The organism is Mucilaginibacter dorajii (assembly GCF_024808255.1).
Classification (GTDB): Bacteria; Bacteroidota; Bacteroidia; order Sphingobacteriales; family Sphingobacteriaceae; genus Mucilaginibacter; species Mucilaginibacter dorajii.
Genome location: NZ_JANTYS010000012.1, coordinates 48,995 through 74,483, shown reverse-complemented (window position 1 = coordinate 74,483; position 25,489 = coordinate 48,995). Strand labels below are relative to the sequence as shown.

At 42.3% G+C, this 25,489-nt stretch carries 12 protein-coding genes; 10 read left to right on the top strand and 2 right to left on the bottom strand.

The genetic code is table 11. From position 1 onward, the window contains the following. Positions 1-476 precede the first annotated feature (476 nt). Positions 477-1,772 (top strand): hypothetical protein, encoded by a 1,296-nt coding sequence (locus FHS10_RS16960; RefSeq protein WP_259092720.1) that lies wholly within the window; start codon positions 477-479, stop codon positions 1,770-1,772. 181 nt (positions 1,773-1,953) lie between these two features. Here the strand turns inward: FHS10_RS16960 and FHS10_RS16955 are convergent, their stop codons facing one another. Next, entirely contained in the window at positions 1,954-3,822 is a 1,869-nt protein-coding gene (locus FHS10_RS16955; RefSeq protein ID WP_259092717.1) for a M1 family metallopeptidase, read from the bottom strand. Positions 3,823-3,969: 147 nt separating this feature from the next. Between FHS10_RS16955 and FHS10_RS16950 the strand changes: the two genes are divergently transcribed. Continuing rightward, positions 3,970-4,206, top strand: coding sequence for a hypothetical protein (locus FHS10_RS16950; RefSeq protein ID WP_259092715.1), 237 nt, complete (start codon positions 3,970-3,972; stop codon positions 4,204-4,206). 210 nt (positions 4,207-4,416) lie between these two features. Here the strand turns inward: FHS10_RS16950 and FHS10_RS16945 are convergent, their stop codons facing one another. Further along, positions 4,417-5,178, bottom strand: a complete 762-nt coding sequence (locus FHS10_RS16945) for an NUDIX hydrolase (RefSeq protein WP_259092712.1) — start codon at positions 5,176-5,178, stop codon at positions 4,417-4,419. A 198-nt stretch (positions 5,179-5,376) separates the two neighbouring features. Here FHS10_RS16945 and bglX point away from each other — a divergent pair, with 198 nt between their 5' ends. From bglX to FHS10_RS16905, 8 genes are all read left to right on the top strand, one after another. Next, the gene (gene bglX / locus FHS10_RS16940; protein ID WP_259092709.1) at positions 5,377-7,686 is read left to right on the top strand and encodes a beta-glucosidase BglX; all 2,310 of its coding nucleotides are present in this window, start codon (positions 5,377-5,379) and stop codon (positions 7,684-7,686) included. Between the two features lie 915 nt (positions 7,687-8,601). Continuing rightward, positions 8,602-11,871 carry a SusC/RagA family TonB-linked outer membrane protein gene (locus FHS10_RS16935; protein WP_259092707.1) on the top strand — a complete coding sequence of 1,090 codons (3,270 nt, stop codon included), beginning with the start codon at positions 8,602-8,604 and terminating at the stop codon, positions 11,869-11,871. Positions 11,872-11,897: 26 nt separating this feature from the next. Then, entirely contained in the window at positions 11,898-13,667 is a 1,770-nt protein-coding gene (locus tag FHS10_RS16930) for a RagB/SusD family nutrient uptake outer membrane protein (RefSeq protein WP_259092703.1), read from the top strand. Between the two features lie 82 nt (positions 13,668-13,749). Beyond that, on the top strand, positions 13,750-17,367 hold the full coding sequence (locus FHS10_RS16925) for a VCBS repeat-containing protein (RefSeq protein ID WP_259092701.1): 3,618 nt from the start codon (positions 13,750-13,752) through the stop codon (positions 17,365-17,367). A 10-nt stretch (positions 17,368-17,377) separates the two neighbouring features. After that, positions 17,378-18,697, top strand: coding sequence for a vanadium-dependent haloperoxidase (locus FHS10_RS16920; protein WP_259092700.1), 1,320 nt, complete (start codon positions 17,378-17,380; stop codon positions 18,695-18,697). Positions 18,698-18,711: 14 nt separating this feature from the next. Beyond that, positions 18,712-20,268: an FG-GAP repeat domain-containing protein gene (locus FHS10_RS16915; RefSeq protein WP_259092697.1), complete on the top strand. Its 1,557-nt coding sequence runs from the start codon at positions 18,712-18,714 to the stop codon at positions 20,266-20,268. Between the two features lie 254 nt (positions 20,269-20,522). Then, the gene (locus tag FHS10_RS16910) at positions 20,523-22,082 is read left to right on the top strand and encodes an FG-GAP repeat domain-containing protein (protein WP_259092695.1); all 1,560 of its coding nucleotides are present in this window, start codon (positions 20,523-20,525) and stop codon (positions 22,080-22,082) included. 159 nt (positions 22,083-22,241) lie between these two features. Beyond that, entirely contained in the window at positions 22,242-25,034 is a 2,793-nt protein-coding gene (locus FHS10_RS16905) for a glycoside hydrolase family 2 protein (protein ID WP_259092694.1), read from the top strand. Positions 25,035-25,489 lie beyond the last annotated feature (455 nt).

Below are 25,489 nucleotides of genomic sequence, written 5' to 3'. Positions count from 1 at the left end.
GCAAACAACAATCAATTGTTTATCAAAATCAAATTAAGGTAAAGGCAGGGCAAGCCCACCTAAATAGTTAACAGGAGCCTTTATTTAATAATAGGTAACGGAATAGGGTTACGGCGTAGGCAAGATATAAACATCAAACGATACCTTGTTTTTATTACCTGGCCCTGGTTAAATGATCCGGGTATCGAATAGACTTATATTGGCCAACAACAGGCATCAATTTTTGGATGCGCCTAAATTGCGCAATACATCAGTTTAGTGTTAACCTTGTTAAATCTTAATATGTTGATTATTATGTAGTTATGGTGTATTTTGTATGAAATGTGTTAAGTTATGTTAACCCAATTAGATGCGTTTGCCCTGAAGGTAAAGGTTTATTTGACCAAAAGCCATGAACAGAAACGTGCCAATTCTTAATTGCCTTTCAAATAGTAATTTAATACTCAAATTATTATATTTAGCGTAAACTAAATCCTATGACCACAATTAACGCTACCGAACCTGTATACTGGTCGGGCATCCAAAAACTGGCCCTCCGTTTTTTCCTGGTGTTTTTTATCGTTTATATCATCCTCGATCCCAACGGCTTTTTGCCTTATGCCGATCCGCTTTTTAACCTCTTCATCAATCCGTTTCACACCTTTATACCCTGGCTGGCCAAAAATGTGCTGCATATGGCCAAACCAATTACCGATTTCACAGGGGGCAGTGGGGATACAACTTATGACTATTTGGTTTTATTATTTGTGGCGATACTATCGGCGGTTAGCGCGGTCATCTGGTCGGTAATTGACAGGAAAGCACGAAACTATAACAAGCTGTTTTATTGGGTTTGTGTTATCGTGCGGTATTATGTAGCCTTAACCATGCTGAGTTATGGCTTTATTAAAATCATAAAACTACAGTTTGGATCACCAACACCGGGCCGGCTGCTGGAATCATTTGGTGATGCATCACCCATGGGCCTGGCCTGGACGTATATGGGCTACTCAACCGGCTTTAATTACTTTACCGGCATAGCCGAAGTTAGTTGCGGCTTACTGCTTTTCTTCCGTAAAACAACAACCCTGGGTGCTGTTTTAGGCGTAGTAGTTGCCGGGAATATTATGGCCATTAATTACTGCTTTGATGTGCCGGTTAAGCTGCTTTCAACCATGCTGGTGGCCATGTCTATATTCCTGTTATCAAAAGATGCCTTACGGTTGTTCAATTTCTTTTTCTTCAACAAAAGTGCCCCGCCATCCAATATCGATCCGCACCGCTTCAAGGCAAGGTGGAAAAACATCACCCTTAATACCATAAAATATGTTTTGATAGTTTACGTAATTGGCATCAATTTAAAGGGGGATATTGAGGCAGCCACCCAATATGGCGATAAGGCACCTAAGCCGCCGCTGTACGGTATTTATGATGTACAAAGTTTTGTGCGTAACAAGGACACTATCGCGCCGCTTACAACCGATACCACCCGTTGGCGCAAGCTCATTATTAGCTATGCAGCTAACGCCCGCATAAAACTCATGAATGACACGTTAAAAAATTACAGCTTTAAAATTGATTCAACAACGCACAGTATCGTTATTAACTCCTACACCGATACCCTGAAAAGAAACCTGTTTAGGTATACCGAAGCAAAAAATGGCGACTTACTGCTAAAGGGAATGTGGGATAGAGATTCCCTAACAATCAGCCTCAAAAAATTCGATCTCAACAAATTTAAACTGATCAACAGGGGCTTCCACTGGATAAGCGAGACACCGTATAATAGATAGGAGCCCTGGACTTTTTGGACTATGGGATTGTTAGACTATCGGCTCTGATATTTTTGTATAAAAGAGAAAGGAAAAAAGCCGGTGGTGCTTTTCTCCTTTCTCTAATTCTTTATCCTATAGTCTTAAAGTCTAACGGTCCCATAGTCCAAAAGTCCCATAGTCCCGCAGCCCCAAAGTCCAATTAAGGTTTCCAAACGTTATTGCTTTTATCTGAATCAACATCGTAGGTAGTTCCTAATACTATTTGTTTAATAGCACTCTTTGCCGCGAAGCTTACGGTTGTTGTTTTGTTTCCTTTTGCCCAGCATGCTATGGTTTTGCCGGCGGTTTGGGTGCTGCCATCGGCGTAGTATATGGTAAGGTGTACAGGTACTGCCTTGTTGCCAATGCTGGTGATGGTTGCGGTATAATTTTTTGCTACGTGGCTTACCTTGCTGATAGCCAGATCGGGGATGCCGTTATCAAAGAACCAGTTTTTCCAAAACCAGTTCATGTTGATGCCGGCACCTGCATTCATGCTATTGAAAAAGTCGTAAGGCATGGGGTGTTTGCCATGCCATAAACTAATGTAGTTATGAAGTGCTTTGGTAAACAATTCATCGCCCAGCATTTCTTTTATATACAGGTAGCCAAAAGCAGGTTTTGGATAATTATTGGTAAAGCCGGCAATACCCAACAAGCCCGGTGTAAGAGTCATGATGGGCACATCCTGTTCAGACCCTGCCGAGCCGTTTACCGCGCTGATCCCATAAAGATCGGTGATCTTTGGATCAATTTCCGGGCTGATCAACCATTCGCCTATGGTTGCCCAGCCTTCATCCATAAAGGCGTATTTGGTTTCGTTTACACCCATGTAAAAAGGGAACATGGTATGGAAAATCTCATGGTCGGTTAGCTCAATGGCGTCTTCACTTTGTTCAAGCGGATTGTCATTCACCATCATGGGGTACTCCATTTGGTCAAGTCCGTCAAAAACGGTTTCATGCGGGTAGGGGTAAGGCCATTTAGGGAATTTGTAGCTCATGGTTTCCACGGTTTTGCGGGCGTAATTGATCACCTCAAAATAGTCTTTATGAGCAGGGTTAAATACGGCGTCCACACGGGTACGGCGATTGGTTTTAGGGTCGACCACCAGGCTGCTTGCCTTCCAAATATAATGGTTGCTGGTAGCAAAGGCCAGGTCGGTCACACTGTCGGCCTCAAATTTCCAGGTATTGGTGGGGTTCTTTTTGGTAATGTCGCCGGCAGCAAGGTCGGCTTCGGTAACAATATCGGTTACCTTATCATAGGTATTTGCTGCAGTTATCAGCTTTACATATTTGGGGTTATAAACCTCATCGGCATTTTTAAGGTTACCGGTTGCCCAAACCTGGTAATCGCCGGGTACCGTGATCTCGGCATTAAAATGGCAAAAATCATTATAAAACTCTTCCGATCCTTTGTATGGATACTCGTTCCAACCATCAATATCGTCATAAACGGCTATCCTCGGGAAAAAGTAAGCGATAAAGAACGCGCCTTCATCAACCTGCCCGGTGCGGATATGCGATGTTTTATTAAGTGTGTAGGCGTAAGCGATATCAAAATGGGTGCTCTGTTTTGGACTAATAGCCTTAGGCTTTAAAGACATATTGGTATTGGCAATACGGCGTTTGGTGCTATCCAATAGCTGTCCATCCTGGCTTAAAGATTTAATGGTAACGCCATCGGTAATATCGCTTGGTGAAATCGCCCTGTCGCGGGCTGCTCCTTTTTGGTAGATATTGGGGTAGAGCTTGAAAAGCACCCGTTTAAGCGTATCCGGACTGTTATTCACATAATCGATACCAACGGTGCCGCTAACCAATCGCGTTTTTGGATCGAAGCCTACCTTAATGGTATAGTTAGCCGTATTTTGCCAATAGTTTTTGCCCGGCGCGCCACCCTGGGTACGGGTACCTTTGGTATAGGTTTTTTGCAGGGTTGTATTAATAGGTAAAGTTATTTGCGCTAATGCTGTAGCGCCGCCCAATAGTAAAACTACAGGCAGTAATTTTTTAAGGTTGATCATGAAGCCAGATTATATCACTTATATTTACCGTAAATATAATAAACAGGAAGTAAAGCAGTGACGACCGATTGTTTTGGCACAATAATATTGCTGCAACATCAAGCTTACCCACCCGTTTAAGTATTACCAATTATAACCAGACTGACAATGACCTCAGAGAAAATGATCATGATAACAGGTAAACAATACCTGGAGCTTAAGCACAGTTTAGAAAGTGGCGAAGGCCTTACCTATAATATTGGTACCGATAAACACCCCGAAATGGTGAAGATAACCAATATGTACATGGATACCGATCCGGATTTTACCCGTAACTCGGGCCAGTTTGCCAAAATGAGCGAGAGCTTAAATGTGCAGGTGAAATTGGAGTATGTGGCGGAGTAAATGTCTTAGCCAGTTATATAATAGCATATAAATAGTCATGCCGAACTTGTTTCGGCACCCCACATGCTAAGTATACTTCATGTTGCCCACCTGTCCTGTGGGGTGCTGAAATAAATTCAGTATGACATCGAGAGATTATTGTTTAATTCAATAATTCAATAATTCAATAATTCAATAATTCAATAATTCAATAATTCAATAATTGTAAATCTACCAGCCTCCTTTAAAGCCCTCGGTCAGTGCATGCTTATAGCCCTCCAAATCAAAGGAATATAAATAAGGGGCTTTATGGGCACCGCCCTTACGGGGCTGCTCGGCACGGTTAAGGATGCCAAAGCCTAAAATGCGGCGTTGAAAGTTGCGGCGGTCCAGCTTTTTATCTAAAATGGTTTCGTACAATTTTTGCAGTTCGGGCATGGTAAACTCTTTAGGCATCAGGTTGTAGCCAATAGGTTGGTAGTTTAACTGCAGGCGTAAGGTATCCAATGCGGTTTTAAAAATCAGGCCGTGATCAAGCTGTAGCTCGGGCATATCGTCCATATCACGCCAGGCGCATACTTCAGAAAAACGGTCGGGCTGTGGTGTTACTTCAAAAAAATCAACTAAGGCATAATAGCCTATGGTTAAAAAACGGTTGGAGAACCAGTTTTCTTCGGGTGGCAGCATATCGGCGTACATTTCATTATGCACTTTTGAACGGTCGGGGTCGCCAAAAACATGAAATTGCTGTAAAAAGATCTCAGCAAGACCGGTGCGCTCCTTTAATATGCGGTTGGCAGCCATTTCAATAGGTTCCGGCTTAAGCACAAAGCCACCTGGCAGGTACCATTTTTCTTCTTCCTTGTTTTTTAACAACAACACCTTCATCTGGCCTTCATGAAAGCCAAAAACAACACAATCAATAGAAATATTATCGAGGTAGCTTTCGCGTGCCTCTTTACAAAACTCAATAAGCTCTTCCCTGGTTAACATTTGCGCTATTCTACAAAAATAGTTTGATTATTTAATTATAATAATTACAATTGTGTACTAAATACACAATTGTAAAGTTGTTGTAACCTAACCAATTAGAAGCGATAATTTTTTAATTAAACATATTTTAAAGGCAAAACAGGCTTTTATGCTGTCAATATTTTGCCAAACAAGATCTCTACAACATAAATTTAAAAAATGAAAAAGTATTTTTCAATTCAGTTTTTTGCCAGGGTTATTCCGCTTTGTGTGGTGTTGCTGCCCTTTAATACCGTGTCGGCACAAAATAAAACCGACGATGCCAAAATGGATGTTTTTGTGAGCGGTTTAATGAAAAAAATGACCCTCGACGAAAAAATCGGCCAGCTTAACCTGGTAACTATCGGGGCGCCTACAACAGGTTCGGTAGTAAATAAAGGTGTTGCAGAAAAAATTAATAAAGGTGCAATTGGCGGCGTGTTTGGTATTTGGGGCGCTAAAAACACCAAAGAAGTGCAGGAAGCCGCGGTTAAAAACTCCCGTTTACATATCCCGCTTATTTTTGGCTTGGATGTTATCCACGGTCACCGTACTATTTTTCCTATTCCATTGGGCATGTCGGCAACCTGGGATATGGATTTGATTAAACAATCGGCACATATTGCAGCTAAAGAAGCTACAGCCGAAGGTTTAAGCTGGGTGTTTTCGCCAATGGTTGATATTGCCCGCGACCCACGTTGGGGCCGCATCTCTGAAGGATCGGGCGAAGACCCGTGGTACGGCTCACAAGTTGCTAAGGCTATGGTGCAAGGCTACCAGGGCGCAAGCATGAAAAATGCAGATGCTGTAATGGCTTGCGTAAAACACTTTGCATTATATGGCGGTGCAGAAGCCGGGCGCGAATATAACACAGTTGATATGAGCCGCATTAAAATGTACCAGGATTACCTGCCGCCTTACAAAGCTGCGGTTGATGCCGGTGCTGGTAGCTTTATGAGTTCATTTAATACGGTTGATGGCGTACCCGCAACCGGTAACCAATGGCTATTGACAGAGCTATTGCGCAATCAATGGGGTTTTAAAGGTTTCGTGGTATCTGATTATACCGCCGTTAACGAAATGCAGGCTCATGGTTTGGGCGATTTGCAAACCGTATCGGCCTTGGCCTTAAAAGCGGGCCTTGATATGGATATGGTTGGCGAAGGCTTTTTAACCACACTCAAAAAATCTTTAAAAGAGGGTAAAATAACCCAGGCGAAAATTGACCAGGCTTGCCGCCGCGTACTGGAAGCTAAATATAAATTAGGTTTATTTGATGATCCTTATAAATCAATGGATGTTGCCCGCGAAGAAACAGATGTATTATCTGTAGCAAACCGCAGCGCTGCCCGCGAAATTACCAAACACTCTTTTGTGTTGTTGAAGAACGACGTGCAAACCCTGCCACTGAAGAAGAACGCTTTGAGCATAGCTTTGGTTGGTCCGTTGGCAGATAACCACCGTGATATGTTAGGTACCTGGGTGGTAGCCGGCGATTGGGAAAAATCGGTAAGTGTGTTAGAAGGTATAAAAAATGTGGTTGGTAACGGTGTTACCATCAATTACGCCAAAGGATCAAACATTACCGAAGATACTACCTTTATTAAAAGGTTGAATTTTGGCCCGGGTATGATCTCTATCGATCCTAAACCATCTGATGAATTGTTGAAGGAAGCGGTAGAAGCTGCAAAAAAGTCTGATGTGATTGTTGCCGTAGTAGGGGAGTCGCAAAGTATGTCGGGCGAATCATCAAGCCGCTCAGACATCAGCATTCCCGAGCCGCAAGAAAACATGCTGAAAGAATTGTCGAAATTGGGGAAACCATTGGTTATTGTATTGTTTAACGGCAGGCCACTTACCTTAACATGGGAAAACGGGCACGCCACCGCCATTCTTGATGTTTGGGCACCTGGTACCGAAGCAGGTAACGCCATTGCTGATGTTTTATTTGGCGACTACAATCCGGCAGGTAAAATTACAGCTACGTTCCCACGCAGCGTGGGGCAGATACCTATATATTATAACCACAAAAACACAGGCCGTCCTTACAGCAGCGGTCCCACTAAATTTAAATCAAACTATCTGGATATTTCTAATGATCCGCTTTATCCTTTTGGTTACGGTTTAAGTTATACCACATTTAGTTACAGCGGTGTTAAACTCAGCAAAACCAAATTAAAAGGTAACGAAATCCTTACCGCTACGGTAACCGTAACCAACACCGGCAAATACGCGGGCGAAGAAGTGGTGCAGCAATACATCAGCGATCCGGTTGCCAGCATTAGCCGTTCTGTGAAAGAGTTGAAGAATTACAAGAAGATAAACCTGCAGCCTGGCGAAGCTAAAGAGGTAACTTTTGTCATTACACCAGAGCAATTGAAATTTTATAATAGCCAGTTAAAATATGACTGGGAACCGGGCGAATTTGTAGTGCAAATTGGTACCAATTCAAGTGATACTCATTCGGCATCTGTTTGGTGGAGTAAATAGGTTATAGATGCATTATATATTTATGAATAATATATGATAAAAAATTAGCTGCAATTCTAATGGCACAAACAAAAACGCTATGTATTAAAAAATGCATAGCGTTTTTTGCGTTAAAGCTATTTTTATAACGAATTGGTATGCCGAATTCTCCTGTTATAAATGTAATATACACATTTATTATTCATGCTTATAAATGTTTGTGATACATTTATAACCGCCTGAAATAATAAATGTTACGATGACATTATTGCAAAAAGATGATGATATTTTAACACTTTTGTTGATGGCCTATGTAATATTTTGATATCATCAACTCCGTGAAAAAATCAGCACCCGCAGGCATATATTTTGGGATATTAATGTTAAAAAAGATTTTAAGGGTTATATAATTGCTGGTTAGTTGGTTTTTAACTTTATAAAATTTTTAAACAAGTGGGCTTTTTATTAATAATTTATTAATAGAATATTCACAATTTGTAATTTTTGAGCCTTAAAGGTTTTATAAATAATTAATTTGTAAATCTGCATTTTTCACTTGTGTAACTAATACACTCTAACTACATTAGTTCCATAGCCATTATAAATTTCTGGAACACCAGGAACCGAACAAATTCTAATAGTATTATAACATTTTGCTCATGTAGCCCTTGTTTTAAGGAACATGAAAATAGCGTAACGGGATAACTTAAAATTGTTGCAGGAAGTTCATATATGATAAGACTTTTACACTCAAACATTTTAAAATCTTCATTTTTTACCCGGCCACTTTTTGTGCGCCAGCCTTATGGTTTTTTTGTTCTCACCAAAAAAATCATTACAAGGTTTGTTATGGTCCAGTTAAAAACTTAGCAAACACCACAATCTCACGACCCAAGATCTTAAATCAAATATATTAATCAACTAAATCTCAATCTCATGTTTAAAAGTTTACTCCTAAAAGGAAGATTCCTTGGCGTGCTACTATGCTGCTTAGTATCTTCATTGGTAGTTACAGCCCAAACAAAGTACAAGGGTAAGGTTATCGGCAGCGATGACAAATTACCTATCATTGGAGCGTCGGTACGTATCCAGGGATCTACTACGGGCGCTGTAACTGATGTTAACGGCGAGTTTAGCCTTAACTTAAATGCCGGTCAAACGCTGGTGGTATCCTACATCGGTTATCAAACCGCCGAAGTAAAGGTTGGCGGCAATACCAGCTTGACCATCACCCTGGTGGCCGGCAATAATGCCCTAAACGAAGTTGTGGTAACAGGTTACACCTCGCAACGTAAAAAGGACATCACCGGCTCGGTAGCTGTGGTTAACGTAGCAAGTTTAAAAACTGTTCCATCTGGTAACACTGCGGCTTTACTACAAGGTCAGGCTGCAGGTGTAACTGTAATTACCTCAGGTAACCCTGGCGGTGGTGCAGCAGTTAACGTGCGTGGTGTTGGGTCTGTATTCAGTACTGCTCCCCTTGTACTTATCGACGGTGTTCAGGGAACCCTGAATGACATCAGCCCTAATGATATCGAATCAATACAGGTATTGAAGGATGCAGGTTCTGCTGCTATTTACGGTGTGCGTGGTTCAAATGGTGTTGTGGTAGTAACTACTAAAAAAGGTAAAAGTGGTGCACCAACCATAACTTACGACGCTTATTATGGTACACAAAGGCCGTTGGCAGATGGTTTTAAACTTGCCGATTCAAAAACTTATGTTGAGGCCCTTTACGAATCATACAAAAACACCCCCAAAGCTGATGGTACAAGCCCTTTAGCCGACGGTAACGCACAATATGATCCTAATAAAACCGGCACATGGACTATTCCTCAGTATATTACTCCTGCCGGAGCAAATTCAAGCAATCCTTTAACCAATCCATCAACTTATGTTTTGAACCCAGGCTTAAAGGGCGGCGATAACCAAATTACCAAAGCTAATCAGCAAGGTACCGATTGGTTTCACGAAGTATTCAAGCCTGCTCCTATACAAAGCCATAACGTTACCGCAAGCGGTGGTACAGATAAATCAACCTATCTGATGTCTATCAACTACCTTAACCAACAAGGTACATTAATAGACACCTACTTTAAACGTTACTCTGTAAGAGCAAACACCATGTTTAATATTGGTAACCACATCCGCGTAGGTGAAAATGCTTATGTGTTTTATAAAAGAAACCCTAACGTAAGCAACAACCAAAACGAAGGTAACGCGATATCATACATTTACCGCGAACCACCTGTTATCCCGGTTTATGATATTATGGGTAACTACGCAGGTACAAGGTCTGGTAGCTTGGGTAACTCAAGTAACCCTGTAGCCAGGCAGGAGCGTACAAAAAACGACAGGAACAACAACTGGGACATCAATGGTAACATTTTTGCCGAGGTAGATTTCTTAAAACACTTCACTATCCGCACAAGCTTTGGTGGTACTGTAGATAACTACTACTACTACTACTTTACTCCAACTGCTTACGAAAACTCAGAAGGTAACACTACTACCAACTCTTACACAGAGGTGGCAGGTTTTAACAGTAACTATACCTGGACAAATACATTAAACTATAACCAACAATTTGGTAAACACAATGTTAAATTTTTGGCAGGTACTGAGGCTATTACAAAAAGTGGCCGCGGTATACAGGCAGGTGGCAGTAACTACGCGTTATCATATGATCCAAACTATGTTACTGTAGCCAACGGTTTGGGTACACCAAGCAACGCGGTACCAACAGGCGCATTGTATAACAATACCTTGCTTTCGCAATTTGGCAGGTTAGATTATAATTTTGATGACAAATACCTGGTAAGTGGTACTTTACGTCATGATGGTTCATCTTTCTTTGCGCCAGGTCACCAATGGGGTACATTCCCATCTGCAACTGCTGGTTGGAGGATCTCGAAAGAAAGCTTCATGAAAAATGTAAGCTGGTTAAACGATTTGAAACTTCGTGTTGGTTACGGAACATTAGGTTCATTATCTGGTGTTGAAACCCAGGCAAGTAACGCCTATACACTTTATTCACAATCACCGGGTAACTCTAACTATGATATTGGAGGTTTCGGTGGTTCGAATAATGCGGTAGGTACTTACAGGGTGCAATTAGGTAACACAGTCACTACCTGGGAAACCGACAAAATCAAAAACATTGGTATCGATGCAACTATCATCAACAACAGGTTAGATTTCTCTTTGGAGTATTTCGAAAAATCTATCAGCAACCTGTTGTTTACCACACAAGATCCATCTGTTGCCCTTGCAACTGTGAGTGTTGAAAGAAAACCTTATGTAAACGGTGGTAACATCTCAAACAAAGGTTTGGAGTTAACTGCAAACTATCATGGCAACGTTGGCAGCGAGTTTAAATTTGATTTGGGTTTAAACTTAAGCCATTATTCAAACAAAGTTGTTAGCTTAAACAACGGCGCTTTATATTACGATAAAAACAGTGCAGGTTCAACCCGTTTACAAAACTTTGTAAGGTTGCAGCCAGGCCAGCCGGTAGGCGAGTTTTATGGTTATAAAGTTATAGGCCTGTATAAAGATGCTGCTGATATCGCTGCTTCTCCAACAGATCCAAACGCGCATCCGGGTTTATTTAAATACCAGGATACCAACCACGATGGCAAGATCAACTCAGATGACAAAACTTTTATAGGTAACCCTAACCCTAAATTTACAGGTGGCTTTACCTTAAACATGAGCTACAAAGGCTTTGATTTTAACGCATTCCTTTACGGTTCTTTTGGTGGCAAAGTGTTTAACTATGTTAAATACTGGACTTACTTTCCACAAGTATTTACCGGTAACGTAAGTGCCGATATCTTAGGCCCGAAGGTTTGGAAACCAGGTGCTGATAATACTAATGCAACCATCCCGGTTTTAACCAGGTTAGCTAACGCTGATAATACAGGTGATCCTAACTCCTGGTATGTAGAAAGTGGAACTTATGTGAGATTAAAATCATTAACTTTAGGTTATACTATTCCAAACTCAAAGATTAAGAGCTTAGGTATCAAAAAATTAAGAGTTTATTTCTTAGCTAATAACTTATTTACTATCACCAAATACTCTGGTTTAGATCCTGAACTTCAGAATTCAGATCTAAAGGATAACACCAGTTTCGGAATCGACTTTGGTAACTACCCGGCTAATCAGAAAATATACAATATTGGTGTTAACGCCACTTTTTAATACATAAATATTTTATAAATAGAGTTATGAAAAAATTACAAGCGAAATTAATTATACCATTAGCACTACTGTTGGTGTGCCTGGTATACGCGTGTCAGAAAAACATGCTGAATAGGCCCATTCTGGCACAATTAAGCCCGGGTATTGTGGCCAACAAAACCGGCGTTGAAAGCATCCTGATTGGAACCTATTCCCTTTTAGATGGTGTAGGCGGCCAGGGTGGTGGTATTGATGCTGCGGGCTCAAACTGGTTATTTGGTAGTGTTGCCGGTGGCGATGCCTATAAAGGTTCAGAACCATCAGATGGTGGTAACGACGCGTTACCGGTAGGTAACTTTACAGAATCAACAGGTAATATCTACATCCAGTCAAAATATCAATTATGCTTTGATGGCGTTAACCGTGCTAACGACGTGTTACGTACCATTCCGTTGGCTAAAGATATGTCGGCTGATGATATTAAAAGGGTTACCGGCGAAGCCAAATTTTTAAGAGCTTTCTATTACATGGAGCTTAAAAAAATGTACAACATGATCCCATATGTTGATGAAACTACAACCGATGGTAACCAGGCTAATGATAAGGATATCTGGCCAAATATAGAAGCTGATTTGCAGGCCGGTATCGATAACATGCCTGCATTACAGGGTCAGGTAGGCCGCGCCAATAAATGGATCGCCGAAGCATACCTTGCAAAAGCTTACATGTTTGAGCACAAATTTCCTCAGGCAAAAGCTAAATTTGATGACCTGATTGCAAACGGTGTTAAACCAACCGGCGTTAAGTTTGCCTTAAATGATAACATGCAGAAAAACTTTAGCCCTAACGCAAGTCAAAAAAATGGTGTCGAATCGGTATTTGCTGCACAGGCTTCAGTTAATGATAACTCGCTGGGTAACAACGGTAACACTGGCGACGAACTAAACTTTCCTTACAACAGCGGTCCTGGTGCTTGCTGCGGTTGGTTTAACCCATCACAATCATTGGGTAACTCATTTAAAACAGATGTAAACGGCTTACCGTTGTTTACCACTTATAACACCGGTAAATTGGTAAGCGGTAAAACAGATCCTTATACTGGTACTGTTGATCCACGTATCGATATTACAATGGGCCGTCCCGGTATTCCTTATCTTGATTGGGGTAACCCACCTGCAAGCTGGATCCGTGACCCTACAGATGGTGTTTTCAACCCACGTAAAAATGTTTATTCATCATCAGAAAAGGGTACCAATTCAAGCACCGAAAACTACTGGGCTGCAAATGAGGTTACTTCAAACAACGTTAACTTAATGCGTTGGTCTGATGTACTTTTAATGGCTGCTGAGGCAGAAGTTGAGGCTGGTAGCACAGATCAAGCGTTGATTTATGTTAACATGGTACGTACACGTGCTGCAAATCCTGTTTGGTGGGTTTACAAAGGCGGCGCATATGATGCTACAAAATCTGAGTACTCTGATAAAACTACTCCTGCAGATAAATATCTTGTAAAAACATACCCGGCAGGCGCGTTCGCTGATAAAGCCTATGCCCGCACTGCTATTCACTTCGAACGGAAAATAGAATTGGGTATGGAAGGTCACCGTTTCTTCGACTTACAACGTTGGGATCAAGGTACCGGTAGCATGGCTGATGAGATCAATGCGTTCTTTGCATATGATGTAAATATCAACTCGCAGTTAACCGGTGCTAAATTCACCAAAGGTAAAAACGAATACTATCCAATACCTCAGCAACAGATCTCATTATCTGCTTCTACCGGTGCTGGTAAATTAAAACAAAACCCTGGTTATTAATTTTTGATAACCGCTTCAATTATTCTAATTTAGGTGGAGGTAATTACCTCCACCTTTTTTTATAGCCAACTACACCCAATTAATGAAGAATATCTACGTTTTAAGCGGCTTGTTTATTTGCTTAGTATCGGCATGTAAAAAGCCAACACTGTTTCAGCAGATCCCATCGTCACAATCGGGCATTACATTCAACAATACCGTTGTTGAGGATGATAAGATCAATCCCCTTACAAAACTGAATCTTTATAACGGCGGGGGTGTAGGCATAGGCGATTTTAACAACGACGGTTTACAGGATATTTACTTTGTGGGCAACCAGGTATCAAATAAGCTGTACCTTAACAAAGGCGACTTTAAATTTGAAGATATAACCGATAAAGCAGGTGTTGGCGGACGCGGAGGCTGGGGCAGGGGCGTAGCTGTTGTTGATATTAATAACGACGGGCTTGCCGATATTTATGTATGTAATACCCTGCTTGATGATTCTGTTAAAAGAACAAACCTCCTTTACGTAAACCAGGGCGTTGGTAAAGATGGCGTCCCGGTGTTTAAAGAGATGGCCAAAGAATATGGTTTGGATATCAACATCCACTCCACCATGGCCTCGTTTTTTGATTATGATAACGATGGCGACCTGGATATGTATTTAACAGTTAACGAAGCTGTAGCCAGCGATAACCAAAGCACCTTCAGGCCGGTTATTAAAGACGGCAGCCACCACAGTACAGGCAGGTTGTATCGTAACGACTGGGATGCTAAGTTAAAGCACCCCGTTTTTACCAATGTATCTAAACAGGCGGGCATAGGTATTGAAGGTTATGGACATGCCGCGAGTATTGTAGATATCAATAAGGATGGCTGGAAAGACATTTATGTAACCAACGATTTTATACCAGACAATATCCTTTACGTTAATAACGGCGATGGTACTTTTACCGATAGATCAAAAGAGTATTTTAAACATACTGCTTTTAGCGCCATGGGCCAGGATTTTGAAGATGTGAACAATGATGGCCTGGTAGATGCCTTTGAGGTTGATATGAATCCCGAGGATAACTATCGCAAAAAGATGTTCATGCCATCAAACAATTACCAGATATTCCAAAACTTTGATCATTACGGGCAACAGTATCAATACACCCGCAATACTTTGCAAATTAACCAAGGGCCACGAAAAGGACAGAATGACTCAACCGGTGCCCCAATTTTTGCCGAAACTGCTTTTTTAAGCGGCGTAGGCCAAACAGACTGGAGCTGGGGACCTTTATTAACCGATTTTGATAACGATGGCTTGCGCGATTTGATAGTAACCAATGGTTACCCGCGCGATGTTACCGATCATGATTTTATTGTGTTTCGCAATTCGGCTTTCGCGGTGGCGTCAACCAAGCAGATACTTGATCAGGTACCTATTGTTAAAATACCCAACTACGCGTTTAAAAATACCGATGGACTGCAGTTTACCGATGTAACCAAAGAGTGGGGCCTGAACGTTCCGTCGTTTTCGAACGGCGCGGCATATGCCGATCTGAATAATGACGGCGCTATGGATATGATCATCAACAACATTGACGACGAGCCCTTCATCTACAAAAACACAGCACGGGAAAAAGACAAAAGCAATAATAACTATCTACACATTCAATTTCATGGAGGTCCTCAAAATCCGGGCGGTATTGGAGCATTTGCAAATATTTATTACAACCATGGCAAACAGCAGGTTTATGAAAATACGCCTTATAGGGGGTATTTATCAACCATTCAAAATATAGCCCACTTTGGTTTGGGTAATGTAACCAAAATAGATTCGGTAGTAATTAGTTGGCCTAACGGTAAAAAACAGGTTTTAACCAACGTAAAAGCCAACCAAACACTTAATGTAAAAATGGCCGATGCGCGTGACTTTTATTCGTTTAAACAGCCTGCGTTTAATACCGCTTCATTATTTAAGGAAGTAACCCAATCGGCAGGGATTAGTTACAAACACCAGGAACATGACTACATCGATTTTAACGTTCAAAAATTAATCCCGCATAAATTATCGCAATACACCCCGGCGGTTGCCATAGGCGATGTTGATGGCAATGGCTTTGATGATATGGTAATTGGTGGCACAACGCGTTACCCTGCCCAGTTACTGTTGCAACAGGCAAACGGTAAATTTATACAGCGCGATCTGTTACCACAACCAAAAGCTGAAGCAACACCAAAAGGGGCAATGGACATGGGATCGTACGGTGTGCCTAAATTACACCTAAAAGACGAAGGCTTACTATTGTTTGATGCCGATGGCGATGGCCACCTCGACTTATATATTGCCAGTGGTGGTAATGAAAACGAACCGGGATCAAGCAATTACCAGGATAGGTTTTACCTCAACGATGGTAAGGGCAACTTTAAACTGCAGCCCGATGCTTTACCTAAAAACTTAACCAGTAAGCTTTGTGTAAAAGCTGCTGACTATAACCGCGATGGCAAGCTCGATCTGTTTGTATCTGGCCGGGTTGATCCATGGAATTACCCTAAGCCGGTATCGAGCTTTGTGCTGCGTAACGATAGCAGGAATGGTGTAATTAAATTTACCGATGTATCGGCCTCTGTAGCGCCAGCCCTTAAAGATCTGGGCCTGGTGTGCGATGCCACCTTTAGTGATTTTAACAATGATGGATGGCCCGATTTGATTGTTACTGGTGAGTGGATGCCGATTACTTTCCTTGAAAATGACAAGGGCACTTTTAAAAATGTAACGCCGAAAACAGGTGTACAAGACAAATTAGGCTGGTGGAACACCATTGCCGCCGGTGATTTTGATCACGACGGCGATATCGATTACATTGTTGGCAACACCGGATTAAATACTTTTTACAAGGCATCAGATCAATATCCTATTTATATAACTGCCAAAGATTTTGATAAAAACGGCAGTTACGATGCTATCCCATCCGTTTTTCTGAAAGATCAGGATGGGGTTAAGCAAGAGTTCCCGGCTTTTGGGCGCGATGATATGGTGAAACAGATCATTGGTACCCGCGTAAGATATCAGAATTACCGCTCATATGCCGTGGCTACAATGGATTCCGTTATTACTCCTAAAATGCGCGAAGGCGCTTTACGGTTAAAAGTAAATTACCTGCAATCGTGCTATTTGCGTAACGATGGCGGCGGTAAGTTTACGGTAATACCGCTACCTATTGATGCGCAAATGTCTGAACTATGCGGCATTACTGTGGATGACTTTGATGGCGATGGCAACCTGGATGTTGCACTTAATGGCAATGATTATGGTACCGAAGTGACTACCGGTCGTTATGACGCTTTTAATGGTTTAATACTTCAAGGCGACGGCAAAGGTGGGTTTAAACCGTTAAGTATTTTACAGAGCGGTTTGTTTATCCCCGGCGATGGTAAGGCGTTAGTAAAGCTGAGGGGAGCCAAAGGTAACTACCTGTTGGCTGCTACCCAAAATCGTGATGCCATGAAGTTATTTGAGCTAAGACGCGCTGTGAAAACGGTTAGTTTACAACCTTTAGATGCTTTTGCCACCATAAAATATAAAGACGGAAGATCAACAAAGCAGGAGTTTTATAATGGAAGTTCTTTCTTGTCGCAATCAGGTAGATTTTTTAATATTGAAAATAATATGGCTTCGGTAACTATTACTGATAGCTTTGGCCACCAACGAACCGTGCAGCTTAACTAATTATTTGTATATGAGATATTTCAGGATATTTATAGCCCTTCCGTGTTTATTGCTTTTGCATAGCTGTACACCTAAAAATAAAATCGCTTTACCTAAAGATACTGACGTACTGCATGAAAATGTTGATCAGCTAACCCAGGTAATTATATATGACGTGTTTACACCGCCGGTGGCCAGTCGTATTTATGGTTATACCGCGCTGGCGCAATACGAAGCCATCCGTTATAACAATCCTGATTATAATTCTATTGCGGTGCAATTAAAAGGTTTTGGCAAACCGCCCGAGCCTAAAAAAGGAATCAAATACAACTTTACCCTGGCTGCTACTAAAGCGTTTTTCACGGTGGCACACAAGGTTACTTTTTCTGTAGATACTTTACAGAAGTATGAAGATAAAGTATATGCTGCATATAAGGATAACCTGGACGATTCTACCTATGCACGTTCCATAGCTTTTGGTACACAGATAGGTAAGTTTATACTGAAACGTGCCATGGTTGATAATTATCCGCAAACGCGTGGTAAGCCTCGTTTTTTGGGTAATGACGAACCCGGTCAATGGCGCCCAACGGCTCCGGATTACCTGGATGGGGTTGAGTTTTGCTGGGGCACCATGCACACCTTCGCGGTTGATACATCAACCCAGTTTAAATTGCCGCCGCCTATACCTTACAGTGAAGACAAAAACAGCGAGTTTTTTAAACAAAACCAGGCTGTATATGATCTGAGCAAGCATATTACGCCGGAGCAGGTAACCATTGCCCGCTTTTGGGACGATAACCCCTTTGTTATTCAACATAGCGGTCACCTGATGTTTGCCAACAAAAAAATAACCCCCGGTGGCCACTGGATTGGTATTGCCGCTATTGCCTGTAAACAAACCCATGCCGATGTGATAAAAACCGCTCAGGCTTATGCTTTAACATCCATTGCGCTGTTTGATGCCTTTATTTGCGGCTGGCAGGTTAAGTACGAAACCAATTATATCAGGCCTGTTACGGTGATCAACGATAAAATTGATCACGATTGGTTGCCTATGCTGCAAACACCACCGTTCCCCGAGTATCCAAGCGGGCACAGTGATATCAGCGCGGCATCAGCAGTAATACTAACCCATTTATTTGGTGATAATTTTGCTTACCAGGATACCAGCGATTTAAAATATATAGGCATGCAACGTCATTTCGATTCATTTTTGAAGGCATCTGATGAAACCTCTATAAGCAGGTTTTACGGCGGTATTCACTATTTAAACAGCGTAAACCAAGGGGCTGTTCAGGGCCGGGAGGTTGGCGAATACATCTGGAAGAAACTAAAACTTAAAAAATAACGGCTGTCGGTTGTATGAATTTTAAAAAGAGTTATCTTGTTGCTACCTACCTGCTTTTATTTACCGGCTCAATATCAGTTGTTACCTTAATGAATGGCTGCAAGCCTAAACCCAAGCCCTATGTATTAACAGGGGATGTCAAGGTAGATGGCGAAAACCTGGTAAAGCTAAAGTGTACACGTTGCCATGAGTTAGCACCGCTTAACACGTTAACTAAGGATGTTTGGGAAAAACATGCATTGGTTGATATGGCACCTATGGTGCATATTTCTACCTATGGTGGGTCTTATTTCAAGAATAACCCGGCTGATACCACGGGCGCAACAATTGCTGAGTGGGCTGCCATTGTTGATTATTACAAAAAGCTGGCGCCCGATACCCTGCTGCCTGCCAAAAAGCCAAGCCCATTGATTGAAGATTGGGCCGGTTTTACGCTTAAAAAACCTGCACCGGTTAACTATACCAGTTTTACAACATTGCTGGCTTTTAACCCTGTTAATCATAAATTATACAGCGCCGATGCCGAGAATGAGAAACTTGTAGGCTGGGATGCTAATTTAAAAGCCGATTCGTTGGGAACATTCCCTTCTGCTGCTTTTAGTGTGAATTTTGATAAGGACGAGCAAGGCCATAACCTGGGCTTTTTTGCCAACATCGGGCGTATAGATAGGGTTGATTTTCCGAATGGAAAAATAGTTAAAGTTGACCTGGATGCTAAAGATATCAACGCTTCGCAAACCTACATCGCATCTGATTTGCAGCGGCCGGTGCAAACTGTACTTGCCGATTTTAATAAGGATAAACTGAATGATGTAGTAGTTTGCAGCGATGGTATTAAAAAAGGTGGTGTTTACCTGCTCAAACAAAACAAAGATCACACTTATGAGCAGTCGACCATTTTAAATAAGCACGGTGCTGTACAAGTTGTTACCGGCGATTTTAATAAAGATGGCTGGCCCGATGTAATGGTTTTAACCGGCAGCGGCGATGAGGGGCTGTGGCTGTTGACTAACGACCAAAAAGGTGGTTTTGCTACCCGTAAATTACTAAGCTTTCCGCCAACTAACAGTTCCACCAGTTTTCAACTGGCAGATATGGACCATGACGGCAACCTCGATTTGGTGTACACTTGTGGTTATAATTACCACGATTCGCGTATTTTAAAACCATATCACGGGCTTTATATTTATACCAACACCAGCGACTGGAACTTTAAACAAAAATGGTTTTACCCTATAAACGGCGCTACCAAAGCAATCGCTGCCGATTTTGATGGTGATGGCGACCTTGATATTGCTACCATAGCCTTTTTTGCCGATATGCAGCACACTCCGCAGGAGGAGTTTATTTATTTTGAACACACTAAAGGTCTTGATTTTAAAGCGCACGCTGTGCCGGTAAGTCAATATGGTAGGTGGATGTGTATGGAAGTCGCGGATATTAACAACGACGGGCAGTTGGATATTGTATTAGGTAATTATGCAAATGGGTTTAAATTTATTCACAACTTTAAACCGCAGTGGGATTTGCATTTGCCTTTGATCGTGCTGGAGAATCATATGAAGAAATAGTGTAAGAACTATCCTCTACCCTGTCATTCTGAGGCACGAAGAATCTATTAGCAAACTTTACAGGGCGAATAGGGATGGCGTAGAATAGATCCTTCAAGCGTTCAGGATGTAAAAGACGTCATGGGTAGGAACGAAGCAATCGCATACTTTACAGGGCGGACTTGCACCGTTCGCGATTGCTTCGTTCCTCGCAATGACATGATGGAGTTTTGCATCAGAACAAATCGAAAAGCCTTAAAAACGGACAGGTGTACATGATAAAAAAACAAAGGCTTTCATCAAATAAGGTTTGCTTATTAATTGTACTGGTGTTTACCGTAGCGGTAGCGTTCAATAGCTGCGGTGGCAGCGGCCTATCATCAGACGATGAAAAATACCTTGCCGATGGCCAGACCTTAGCAAAAAAGCATTGTTCAAGCTGCCACGAAGCCCCGGATCCTTCTTTACTTGATAAAACTACCTGGGATAAAAACATCCTGCCAGCCATGGCACCTAAGTTTAACATCAGGCCATTTATGGGCGATTATATCGCACGTCGGGGATCGGTCATGACTTTGGATGAATGGTACAAAATTGTGGTGTATTACAAATACTACGCACCCGATAAATTAACCATTCCCAAACCTGAAGCGGTTAAAGACTGGGCAATTTTTAGCGTAAAACGCCCGCAGCATGTTGACCGTAGCGGAATGCCCTCTATGACCACCATGGTGGCCTACAATCCCAATGATAAACACATTTATAGTGGCAGTGGTAAAAGCGGGCTGTACCGGTGGGACAATGAGCTTAATTCAACCCTGGTTAAAAAATTCCCTTCGGCCATTGTTGATGCCAACTTTTTTAAAACGGGGGGCAATCCAAACGGCGCTACAATTACATGCATTGGTGTATTGCCTCCTAATGATTTGCTGAAGGGAAAGCTGATTAATATTAACCTGAATAGTAAATCAAAAAGTAAAGATTCGGTGTTGGTTACCGATAGTTTGCCCCGCCCGGTTAAAAGCGCCTTCGCCGATTTCAATAAGGATGGGTTGATGGATTATGTGAGTTGTGGTTTTGGTAATAACCGGGGTGGTTTGTTCCTGGTGCAGCAGCAGGCCAATCATAAATTCATCAAAAAAAATATCAGGGCTATTCCTGGTCCAACACAAGTGTATATTGATGATTATAACCACGACGGGTGGCCCGATATCATGTGCTTATTTGCCCAGGCCGATGAAGGCGTTTGGCTTTTTTTGAACGATAAAAAGGGCGGCTTTAATGCCCAAAATATCCTGCATTTTCCGCCGGTGTATGGTACCAGCAGTTTCCAGGTGGTTGATTTTAACCACGATGGAAAGCCCGATATTTTATATACCTGCGGAGATAATGACGATTACTCACCCATATTTAAACCCTACCATGGCGTTTACATTTTTACCAACCAGGGTAACTGGAAATTTAAGCAGACTTATTTTTACCATATCAACGGCTGCTCAAAAGCCATAGCTGCCGATTTTGATCACGATGGCGACCTTGACCTGGCGGTGATCGCTTTCTTCCCCGATTTTAAAAACCACCCTACAGAAGGTTTTACCTACCATGAGCAAACAAGCCCTGGCAAATTCAAAGTACATGAAATTCCGGTAAACCAATACGGGCGCTGGATCTCGATGGATGTAGCCGATGTTGACCAGGATGGCAATCTTGATATTATCTTAGGCAACTTTTCTGTAGGTGGTAAAGGGCTCATCAACCAAAAAGATTATAAACCCGATTGGGATTTCTTTGAGCCCATCATCGTGTTAAAAAATACAAGCTCAAAACGCCCTTAAATGCATGTTTTGTAACATTTGTATAACGAAATGATAAATTAGTACAGTATCATTTGCCCCTTTGTTAAGTAGTTTTACTCCTGTTATTTATTGCCGGATGATGCGTATGTCCCCGCCGACGAGGCATGCCCGCAATTATCCGGCTAAACAATCCTTTTGATGAAAAAAACTATTTACAGTGTATTAAGCGCTTGTGCCATTTATCTCCTGCCTGCCTCTTTAATGGCGCAACCGGGTACGGTAAAACAGGTTAAGCTTACTAATTTTGATTTGCAATCCTCATCGCTGGTAACTGCTACCGGAGCCGAATTGTCTTCTAATAAATACCATTCGCCGGTTTACTGGTTTCCTGTTAAAGTACCGTCAACGGTATTAACAGGTTTGGTAGCCAATAAGATCTACCCCGATCCGTACCAGGGTTTGAACAATATGCTTATTCCCGATGCATCAGACCAGTTTAATAAGGAGTACAACCTGGAGCAATACAGTCATTTACCTAATGACCCAAATCCATGGAAAAAGCCTTACTGGTACCGCACTACTTTTAAAGTAGCGGCAGCAGATAAAGGCAAACAATTTCAATTGATATTTAAGGGGATTAACTACCGCGCAGCCGTCTATCTAAATGGTAAACAAATTGCCGATAGCACCCAAATGGCAGGCATGTTTGCCGAGCATAACCTTGATGTAAGCAATGCCATTAATGCCGGTGGTGAAAATGCGTTAGCTGTTAAGATCTATCCTTTGGATTACCCCGGTTACCCGGCAAAAGAACAATTGAAGGCTTTAGGTCCGTTTTACGAAAATGGTGGCCCTACCGGTGATATTGGTAAAAACGTGACCATGCTTTGTTCTGCAGGTTGGGATTGGATCCCCCCGGTGAGGGACAGGAATATGGGGATCTGGCAGCCTGTATTTTTACGTACTACAGGAGCGGTAACTATAGGCAGGCCAAAACTGGTAACCAATTTACCAAACCTGCCCGATACAAGCATGGCCAAACTATCTTTAAAACTTACTTTATCAAACAATACTTCGGTTGCCAACACGGGTAAGCTAACCATTAGCATAAAGCCTGAGAACTTTGCAGGTTTGCCCGTGCAGTTTACGCAAGCTGTTTCGGTTGCAGCAAACTCCGGTAAAGCAGTTGATTTAAATGCCGATCAGGTTAGTCAATTAGTTATTCATCAGCCTAAATTATGGTGGCCAAACAGTTACGGTAAGGCCAATTTATACCGCATCCGTTTGCAATATGCCGATGCCAGGGGTATCAGCGATGATACTACTTTTGTTTTTGGTGTTCGCACGGTATCATCAAAAGCCGAAAAGGTGAATGGATTTGTACGCCGCCAGTTTTATGTGAATGGCAAGCTGGTGCATTTAGTAGGCGGTGCCTGGGTGCCGGATATGATGGTAAATCGTGATTCGGCCCGGTATGATTACGAGATGCATTTGTGCCGCAATGCCAACGTAAACCTGGTGCGTATTTGGGGTGGGGGCGTAACTGAGCCAGACGCGTTTTGGAATGCTGCTGATAAATACGGGCAGATGGTATGGTCGGACTTTTGGATCACCGGCGATACCCAGGGTGAGTTCAAAGGCTCGCCGGATTGGCCTTTAGAAGGCAACGTGTTTGTAAAAAACGTAGAGAGCACCATTTACCGCATCCGTAACCACCCAAGTTTATTGGTTTGGACTGGTGGTAACGAAGGTCATGCACGTAAGGAATTATACGATAAAATGCGCAATGATATTATTGAGTTAGATGGTACACGCCCGTTTATTCCAAGTTCATCGGGCTTTGCTAAACTGCCTGAAGGATGGAAAGGCTCATGGCCGGATGATATGCCATCGGGCGTATACAGCGGTGGTCCATATGCCTGGAAAGATCCGAAGGAATACTACAAACTGGCCGATTTGGCGCAGGACTGGGTATTTAAAGACGAAACCGGTTTGCCATCGCAGCCGCCATATACCACGCTGCCTAAGATTATCCCTAACCTTACCTGGGACAAAAGGTTGCCTTTCCCGCTTAATAATAGCTGGGGATATCATGATGCCGCGACAGGTGCCGGTCAGTATGATAAATACTATGACGAAATGGTAAAACGCTATGGTGCGCCAACCAGCATTGTCAATTTTTCGGATAAGATGCAATTCCTCAATTATATTGGCTACCAGGGAATATTTGAGGCCGATGGGCACAAATTAAACGAAACTGGTGGGGTAATGCTTTGGAAATTGAATGCCGCGCTGCCAAGTGTGATCTGGCAAATCTACGATTGGTACCTGGAACCAAATGCGGGTTACTACAGTATGCAAAATGCCTGCGAGCCGGTGCATATTCAATATAACTACGATAACTCAAGTGTGGCTATTATTAACCGTACGCACCATGCCACAGGAAGTTTAACGGCTACTGCCGATGTTTTCGATATCGATAGCAAGCTCATCAAATCAATCAGGTTAGATCATGTTGGTTTGGCTACTAATGGTGTTCAGGAGATCATACAGTTAAAGGATGTGTTGGCTGCTACCCAAGGCGTAAGCTTTGTAATACTTAATCTTAAAACGTCAACTGGTAAAACGGTATCGCACAATGCTTACTGGCTATCTGCAAATGACGAATTTAAAACGCTGAACGACATGAAGCATGCCCAGGTAAGCGCCAAAATTATCAAAACAGAAAAAGGCGCGGTAGAAAGCAAATGGACTGTTCAGTTCACCAACACATCAAACAAGGTGGCATTTTTTGTACGCCCGCAACTGATGAAAAACGGCGAAGAGATTATGCCAAGCTACTGGACAGGCAATTATTTTACCCTGGCCCCGCACGAAAGCACAACCGTATCTGTAACCGCCCCGGCAGCCAAATTAGGTAACGTAACCCCAACCATATTATTGGAAGGCTGGAACCTGGATAAACAAGTGATTGCGTTAGCTGCAAAGTAAATATTGGATCCCTTCTATAACAGAAAAGCCCTTGAAAAAGGGCTTTTCTGTTATAGAAGTAGTGCCTCAGAAGCTGTTTAAGAACAATTTCGTAAAAATATCATAGTACAAATAGAACCGTCATTGCGAGTAGTAAAATCCGCGGACTGTGAAGGTGGAATGACAACATAAAGCTATGTCATTGCGAGGAACGAAGCAATCGCGAACTATGCAGATCCGCCCTGTATAGCATGCGATTGCTTCGTTCCTCGCAATGACATGGTGGACTTGTCATGGGTAGGTACGAAGCAATCCCCAATTATGCAGATCCGCTCTGTAAGTAGGGATTCGTCGTTCCTGCTACCCATGACAAGTTATAAAAACGGAAGTCATCCTGAACTTGTTTCAGGATCCCACAGGATAGGTTTCCCGCATGATGGTTACTTAGCGCGTGGGGTGCTGAAACAAGTTCAGCA

Bases quoted from the DNA above. Each gene is read 5' to 3' on its own strand.
- FHS10_RS16960 (WP_259092720.1), top strand. From the start codon at position 477: ATGACCACAATTAACGCTACCGAACCTGTATACTGGTCGGGCATCCAA.
- FHS10_RS16955 (WP_259092717.1), bottom strand. From the start codon at position 3,822: ATGATCAACCTTAAAAAATTACTGCCTGTAGTTTTACTATTGGGCGGC.
- FHS10_RS16950 (WP_259092715.1), top strand. From the start codon at position 3,970: ATGACCTCAGAGAAAATGATCATGATAACAGGTAAACAATACCTGGAG.
- FHS10_RS16945 (WP_259092712.1), bottom strand. From the start codon at position 5,178: ATGTTAACCAGGGAAGAGCTTATTGAGTTTTGTAAAGAGGCACGCGAA.
- bglX (WP_259092709.1), top strand. From the start codon at position 5,377: ATGAAAAAGTATTTTTCAATTCAGTTTTTTGCCAGGGTTATTCCGCTT.
- FHS10_RS16935 (WP_259092707.1), top strand. From the start codon at position 8,602: ATGTTTAAAAGTTTACTCCTAAAAGGAAGATTCCTTGGCGTGCTACTA.
- FHS10_RS16930 (WP_259092703.1), top strand. From the start codon at position 11,898: ATGAAAAAATTACAAGCGAAATTAATTATACCATTAGCACTACTGTTG.
- FHS10_RS16925 (WP_259092701.1), top strand. From the start codon at position 13,750: ATGAAGAATATCTACGTTTTAAGCGGCTTGTTTATTTGCTTAGTATCG.
- FHS10_RS16920 (WP_259092700.1), top strand. From the start codon at position 17,378: ATGAGATATTTCAGGATATTTATAGCCCTTCCGTGTTTATTGCTTTTG.
- FHS10_RS16915 (WP_259092697.1), top strand. From the start codon at position 18,712: ATGAATTTTAAAAAGAGTTATCTTGTTGCTACCTACCTGCTTTTATTT.
- FHS10_RS16910 (WP_259092695.1), top strand. From the start codon at position 20,523: ATGATAAAAAAACAAAGGCTTTCATCAAATAAGGTTTGCTTATTAATT.
- FHS10_RS16905 (WP_259092694.1), top strand. From the start codon at position 22,242: ATGAAAAAAACTATTTACAGTGTATTAAGCGCTTGTGCCATTTATCTC.